This window comes from Streptococcus mitis (genome assembly GCF_946188375.1).
Lineage (GTDB): Bacteria > Bacillota > Bacilli > Lactobacillales > Streptococcaceae > Streptococcus > Streptococcus mitis_CX.
Genome location: NZ_CAMHUS010000018.1, coordinates 1 through 5,202, shown reverse-complemented (window position 1 = coordinate 5,202; position 5,202 = coordinate 1). Strand labels below are relative to the sequence as shown.

The 5,202-nt window shown below is 49.6% G+C and carries 2 tRNA genes and 3 rRNA genes; all 5 read right to left on the bottom strand.

Annotated features, from left to right (window positions below):
* Nucleotide 1 precedes the first annotated feature (1 nt).
* Nucleotides 2-117: ribosomal RNA gene (rrf, locus tag N8M16_RS09985) — 5S ribosomal RNA — on the bottom strand.
* 76 nt (nt 118-193) lie between these two features.
* Nucleotides 194-3,095, bottom strand: a 23S ribosomal RNA gene (locus tag N8M16_RS09980).
* A 124-nt stretch (nt 3,096-3,219) separates the two neighbouring features.
* Nucleotides 3,220-3,292: transfer RNA gene (locus N8M16_RS09975), tRNA-Ala, on the bottom strand.
* Between the two features lie 51 nt (nt 3,293-3,343).
* Nucleotides 3,344-4,889, bottom strand: a 16S ribosomal RNA gene (locus tag N8M16_RS09970).
* The 16S, 23S and 5S rRNA genes sit together here with 2 tRNA genes alongside, the layout of an rRNA operon.
* Nucleotides 4,890-5,130: 241 nt before the next feature.
* Nucleotides 5,131-5,202 (bottom strand) — tRNA-Glu (locus tag N8M16_RS09965).

Below are 5,202 nucleotides of genomic sequence, written 5' to 3'. Positions count from 1 at the left end.
AGCTAAGCGACTTCCATATCTCACAGGGGGCAACCCCCAACTACTTCCGGCGTTCTAGGGCTTAACTTCTGTGTTCGGCATGGGTACAGGTGTATCTCCTAGGCTATCGTCACTTAACTCTGAGTAATACCTACTCAAAATTGAATATCTATTCAAACCAAGAAAACCGTTCGCTTTCATATTCTCAGTTACTTTGGATAAGTCCTCGAGCTATTAGTATTAGTCCGCTACATGTGTCGCCACACTTCCACTTCTAACCTATCTACCTGATCATCTCTCAGGGCTCTTACTGATATAAAATCATGGGAAATCTCATCTTGAGGTGGGTTTCACACTTAGATGCTTTCAGCGTTTATCCCTTCCCTACATAGCTACCCAGCGATGCCTTTGGCAAGACAACTGGTACACCAGCGGTAAGTCCACTCTGGTCCTCTCGTACTAGGAGCAGATCCTCTCAAATTTCCTACGCCCGCGACGGATAGGGACCGAACTGTCTCACGACGTTCTGAACCCAGCTCGCGTGCCGCTTTAATGGGCGAACAGCCCAACCCTTGGGACCGACTACAGCCCCAGGATGCGACGAGCCGACATCGAGGTGCCAAACCTCCCCGTCGATGTGAACTCTTGGGGGAGATAAGCCTGTTATCCCCAGGGTAGCTTTTATCCGTTGAGCGATGGCCCTTCCATACGGAACCACCGGATCACTAAGCCCGACTTTCGTCCCTGCTCGAGTTGTAGCTCTCGCAGTCAAGCTCCCTTATACCTTTACACTCTGCGAATGATTTCCAACCATTCTGAGGGAACCTTTGGGCGCCTCCGTTACCTTTTAGGAGGCGACCGCCCCAGTCAAACTGCCCGTCAGACACTGTCTCCGATAGGGATCACCTATCTGGGTTAGAGTGGCCATAACACAAGGGTAGTATCCCAACAACGTCTCCTTCGAAACTGGCGTCCCGATCTCATAGACTCCTACCTATCCTGTACATGTGGTACAGACACTCAATATCAAACTGCAGTAAAGCTCCATGGGGTCTTTCCGTCCTGTCGCGGGTAACCTGCATCTTCACAGGTACTAAAATTTCACCGAGTCTCTCGTTGAGACAGTGCCCAAATCATTACGCCTTTCGTGCGGGTCGGAACTTACCCGACAAGGAATTTCGCTACCTTAGGACCGTTATAGTTACGGCCGCCGTTTACTGGGGCTTCAATTCATACCTTCGCTTACGCTAAGCACTCCTCTTAACCTTCCAGCACCGGGCAGGCGTCACCCCCTATACATCATCTTACGATTTAGCAGAGAGCTGTGTTTTTGATAAACAGTTGCTTGGGCCTATTCACTGCGGCTGACTTAAAGTCAGCACCCCTTCTCCCGAAGTTACGGGGTCATTTTGCCGAGTTCCTTAACGAGAGTTCTCTCGCTCACCTGAGGCTACTCGCCTCGACTACCTGTGTCGGTTTGCGGTACGGGTAGAGTATGCTTAAACGCTAGAAGCTTTTCTTGGCAGTGTGACGTCACTAACTTCGCTACTAAACTTCGCTCCCCATCACAGCTCAATGTTATAGATATAAGCATTTGACTCATATCACACCTCACTGCTTAGACAGACACTTCCAATCGTCTGCTTTAGTTAGCCTACTGCGTCCCTCCATCACTACATACTCTAGTACAGGAATATCAACCTGTTGTCCATCGGATACACCTTTCGGTCTCTCCTTAGGTCCCGACTAACCCAGGGCGGACGAGCCTTCCCCTGGAAACCTTAGTCTTACGGTGGACAGGATTCTCACCTGTCTTTCGCTACTCATACCGGCATTCTCACTTCTATGCGTTCCAGCACTCCTCACGGTATACCTTCATCACACATAGAACGCTCTCCTACCATACCTATAAAGGTATCCACAGCTTCGGTAAATTGTTTTAGCCCCGGTACATTTTCGGCGCAGGGTCACTCGACTAGTGAGCTATTACGCACTCTTTGAATGAATAGCTGCTTCTAAGCTAACATCCTAGTTGTCTGTGCAACCCCACATCCTTTTCCACTTAACAATTATTTTGGGACCTTAGCTGGTGGTCTGGGCTGTTTCCCTTTCGACTACGGATCTTAGCACTCGCAGTCTGACTGCCGACCATAATTCATTGGCATTCGGAGTTTATCTGAGATTGGTAATCCGGGATGGACCCCTCACCCAAACAGTGCTCTACCTCCAAGAATCTCTAATGTCGACGCTAGCCCTAAAGCTATTTCGGAGAGAACCAGCTATCTCCAAGTTCGTTTGGAATTTCTCCGCTACCCACAAGTCATCCAAGCACTTTTCAACGTGCCCTGGTTCGGTCCTCCAGTGCGTCTTACCGCACCTTCAACCTGCTCATGGGTAGGTCACATGGTTTCGGGTCTACGTCATGATACTAATTCGCCCTATTCAGACTCGGTTTCCCTACGGCTCCGTCTCTTCAACTTAACCTCGCATCATAACGTAACTCGCCGGTTCATTCTACAAAAGGCACGCTCTCACCCATTAACGGGCTCGAACTTGTTGTAGGCACACGGTTTCAGGTTCTATTTCACTCCCCTCCCGGGGTGCTTTTCACCTTTCCCTCACGGTACTGGTTCACTATCGGTCACTAGGGAGTATTTAGGGTTGGGAGATGGTCCTCCCAGATTCCGACGGGATTTCACGTGTCCCGCCGTACTCAGGATACTGCTAGGTACAAAGACTATTTTAAATACGAGGCTATTACTCTCTTTGGCTGATCTTCCCAAATCATTCTTCTATAATCTTTGAGTCCACATTGCAGTCCTACAACCCCGAAGAGTAAACTCTTCGGTTTGCCCTTCTGCCGTTTCGCTCGCCGCTACTAAGGCAATCGCTTTTGCTTTCTCTTCCTGCAGCTACTTAGATGTTTCAGTTCACTGCGTCTTCCTCCTCACATCCTTAACAGATGCGGGTAACAGGTAGTACCTGTTGGGTTCCCCCATTCGGAAATCCCTGGATCATCGCTTACTTACAGCTACCCAAGGCATATCGTCGTTTGTCACGTCCTTCTTCGGCTCCTAGTGCCAAGGCATCCACCGTGCGCCCTTATTAACTTAACCTTATTTTTTGACCTTTCAGTCATAAACTCTTATTAATACTACAGCGTTTTCGGTTTATTTTCTTGTTACTATTTGATATAGATATTCAATTTTCAATGTGCATTACTTGGTGATCTCTCACCAATGGAGCCTAGCGGGATCGAACCGCTGACCTCCTGCGTGCAAAGCAGGCGCTCTCCCAGCTGAGCTAAGGCCCCACAAGACCTCTCAAGACTAAACAAGACCAATGCGCAGTTCCTTATCCTTAGAAAGGAGGTGATCCAGCCGCACCTTCCGATACGGCTACCTTGTTACGACTTCACCCCAATCATCTATCCCACCTTAGGCGGCTGGCTCCTTACGGTTACCTCACCGACTTCGGGTGTTACAAACTCTCGTGGTGTGACGGGCGGTGTGTACAAGGCCCGGGAACGTATTCACCGCGGCGTGCTGATCCGCGATTACTAGCGATTCCGACTTCATGTAGGCGAGTTGCAGCCTACAATCCGAACTGAGACTGGCTTTAAGAGATTAGCTTGCCGTCACCGGCTTGCGACTCGTTGTACCAGCCATTGTAGCACGTGTGTAGCCCAGGTCATAAGGGGCATGATGATTTGACGTCATCCCCACCTTCCTCCGGTTTATTACCGGCAGTCTCGCTAGAGTGCCCAACTGAATGATGGCAACTAACAATAGGGGTTGCGCTCGTTGCGGGACTTAACCCAACATCTCACGACACGAGCTGACGACAACCATGCACCACCTGTCACCTCTGTCCCGAAGGAAAACTCTATCTCTAGAGCGGTCAGAGGGATGTCAAGACCTGGTAAGGTTCTTCGCGTTGCTTCGAATTAAACCACATGCTCCACCGCTTGTGCGGGCCCCCGTCAATTCCTTTGAGTTTCAACCTTGCGGTCGTACTCCCCAGGCGGAGTGCTTAATGCGTTAGCTGCGGCACTAAACCCCGGAAAGGGTCTAACACCTAGCACTCATCGTTTACGGCGTGGACTACCAGGGTATCTAATCCTGTTTGCTCCCCACGCTTTCGAGCCTCAGCGTCAGTTACAAGCCAGAGAGCCGCTTTCGCCACCGGTGTTCCTCCATATATCTACGCATTTCACCGCTACACATGGAATTCCACTCTCCCCTCTTGCACTCAAGTTAAACAGTTTCCAAAGCGTACTATGGTTAAGCCACAGCCTTTAACTTCAGACTTATCTAACCGCCTGCGCTCGCTTTACGCCCAATAAATCCGGACAACGCTCGGGACCTACGTATTACCGCGGCTGCTGGCACGTAGTTAGCCGTCCCTTTCTGGTAAGATACCGTCACAGTGTGAACTTTCCACTCTCACACTCGTTCTTCTCTTACAACAGAGCTTTACGATCCGAAAACCTTCTTCACTCACGCGGCGTTGCTCGGTCAGACTTCCGTCCATTGCCGAAGATTCCCTACTGCTGCCTCCCGTAGGAGTCTGGGCCGTGTCTCAGTCCCAGTGTGGCCGATCACCCTCTCAGGTCGGCTATGTATCGTCGCCTTGGTGAGCCGTTACCCCACCAACTAGCTAATACAACGCAGGTCCATCTGGTAGTGATGCAATTGCACCTTTTAAGCAAATGTCATGCAACATCTACTCTTATGCGGTATTAGCTATCGTTTCCAATAGTTATCCCCCGCTACCAGGCAGGTTACCTACGCGTTACTCACCCGTTCGCAACTCATCCGGAGAAGCAAGCTCCTCCTTCAGCGTTCTACTTGCATGTATTAGGCACGCCGCCAGCGTTCGTCCTGAGCCAGGATCAAACTCTCATTAAAAGTTTGAGTTCTCACTCATTTCTGTCACTGACAGATTTATTGTTTTTTCATTGTTCAGTACTATAACCTTAGTTATAGTGCCCTGCACATTGGTTCGTCTTGTTCAGTTTTCAAAGGTCTTTGTCACTTGCTTCTCTCAAGTGACAACTATATTAGTATATCACAGTCGCTTTCGCTTGTCAACACTTTTTTGAAACTTTTTTAACCTTTTTTCATCAAGTGCCTCAACCGCAACATACCATAGTCCGTACGGGATTCGAACCCGTGTTACCGCCGTGAAAAGGCGGTGTCTTAACCCCTTGACCAACGGACC